Source organism: Burkholderia sp. SJZ089, from assembly GCF_007828315.1.
Taxonomy (GTDB): domain Bacteria; phylum Pseudomonadota; class Gammaproteobacteria; order Burkholderiales; family Burkholderiaceae; genus Burkholderia; species Burkholderia gladioli.
Window position 1 is genome coordinate 1 of record NZ_VIUM01000057.1, and the last position, 2,151, is coordinate 2,151.

The following is a 2,151-nucleotide window of genomic DNA, read 5'->3' on the forward strand; positions in this document are numbered from 1 at the left end:
GCTCGATGAAACGCATCGCGAAGCCGTTGAGCGAATTCATGCCATCTGCGGGAAACGTCCGAGTCCAGTCGATGGGTATTTCAACGGCCTGCTAAAGAGGCTGAGCAGCACTGGCGTGTTGCCTGCCCTGACAAAATAGTGGCGGGCGCATCGACCGTCCCGGCTAGCCAGTTCGAGCTGCAAGCAGAATTCTGCACCATTCGCCGCCGACGTTGACAGCGCAACGCGAAGGCCCAGAAGTTCAGCGAGGGTAAAGTTACGCCGAGTTATTGGCGCCCCATCGGAACCCAGTAGCCGGGCGCCATGATAGGGATACGTCAGTCTGAACTGAATCGGGGCGGCGCCGGAATGAGGCCGGGCTTCAAGTGTAAGGAACGATGGGGGTTCGTCGCCCAGTGGCTCCAGCGTGATTGTGGCGTCCTGGTCGCTAACCTCCACCCGGCTTTTGATTGTGCTGTCGATAACCTGCAGGTCGAGCGGTCGCGCGTTTTTCAAGACAAGGCGGGCGGGCTTGCTAGACGACGCCGGAAAAGTCTGTATCGCGAAGCCGGCGGGGACCACGCCAAAGCGTCGCTGGAGCAGAATCTCTCCAAGCGGATTTTTTGCGAAGTAACGGATGCTACCCAGTTGTTCGCCGCCATTTGCGCGCGTGAGCGGTCGACGGTTTGCGAATTCCTGCAGATGAACCCGGGATTCCTCGGTAACATTGGACGCATCCAGTGTCGGCCAGCCTAGGTACACCACCTGTGGCACTGACTCATAATGGGCAACATGGCCTTTCAGGGTCGGCTGGCCGTTTTGTTCCTGGCTGCTCTTGAGGACAATTGTGTACCGGTCACCAGTGTCTGATGTGAGATGCAGGTCGTCAGTTGCTTCAAGCCAGAGTGTGCCATCTGTGTTTTCCCGGACGCCGAGCGCACCTTCGCATGAGTAGTTGAATCGCTCTGGAATATGTACGCGAACCCGACCGCTGGTGGTCGAACATGACACACTGGCAACAAACCACCACTCATCGCCCCTGCATTCGAAGACGAGTGGCAGTTCTTGCTCGTCGAGTGCGCTTTGCTCAAAGCGGACTGTGTGAGCAAGCCTTCCGTTTGCAAGCAAGCGCAGAGTGAGTTCGTCGCATGAGTGCGCCCTGTCAATAGAAAATTGCGTCCGAAGAAAGCGTACTGACAGTGCGGATTGGTCATCACTCTGCTGGCCGTATGCTGTGCCAGCTCTCGCGAGGAGCCGGTCACCCTCGAAAAAGGCCAGCTCGAAGCGCGTCGTATTGGCGACAAGTGGGTCAACAGGAAGCCGTGCCTCGCGGGGAATCGTCACCTCTGAGCGGATGCGCCAGCCTCCCGGCCGCTCAATCAGGCGGTGGGCACATGAGAACCTGCCAACTTCTGCGCGTTCAGCCTCGCGTTCAGCACGGCGACGGCTCGCGTCACGGAGCCACTCACTAATCAGGCGGCGCGCGTTGCCCTCGTCTAAGGGCAGCGGAAAATCGCGCCACCACTGGGGATTGGCCTCATCGAGATATTGTGCGGGGTCAGCTTTACCACGGAGCTCATACCGCGTGGCCAGAAACATGAGCTGCTCGATGATACCGGCGAGCAGTTGCCGTGTCTCAAGCGTGCGAAAGGTCTGGGGAAGTTCCTGTTCGAAATCAGCCAGCAAATCGGCTGTAGTGCGGAGTCCGCCTTCCGTCCTGTAAAAATATTTGAGACCCTTTCGAACCACCCTGCCGAACCCATGAGACTCGCTTTGCACTAGCGGCCATGGGAGTCCGCCCTCCATGAACAGCGAGCCAAGAAGGTTATCCCTGCCATTCTCGTATTGTCGGATTGAGCGTTTCCAGTACTGATTGAGCCCTTGTCGCACCAGTTCGCCATGTTGCTGAGGCGTAAATTTGCAGTCTAGGCGGTTTTCGAAGCGGGCCCACGCCCATCCGCCATCTTTCGCGTCATACTCGCGACGGAAACTTTCAGCCACAAATAGGCAAAAAGCCGCTGCCCATGAAAGACCGTATGTTGGGTGGGTGGCATGCGTGCGGTGGTCACGCAGAATTGTAAGCGATCGAATAACGACGCCCTTGTGTAGAAATCGCTGCACTCTGATGCTACGTGTCCACGTGGACAGCTGGCATCAGAGTGTATGAGTGAA

At 57.6% G+C, this 2,151-nt stretch carries 1 protein-coding gene; it reads right to left on the reverse strand.

Annotation, left to right across the window (positions count from 1 at the left end):
- Positions 1-36: 36 nt before the first annotated feature.
- Positions 37-2,100: an STY4851/ECs_5259 family protein gene (locus tag FB600_RS36955; RefSeq protein ID WP_186831700.1), complete on the reverse strand. Its 2,064-nt coding sequence runs from the start codon at positions 2,098-2,100 to the stop codon at positions 37-39.
- Between the last annotated feature and the right edge of the window lie 51 nt (positions 2,101-2,151).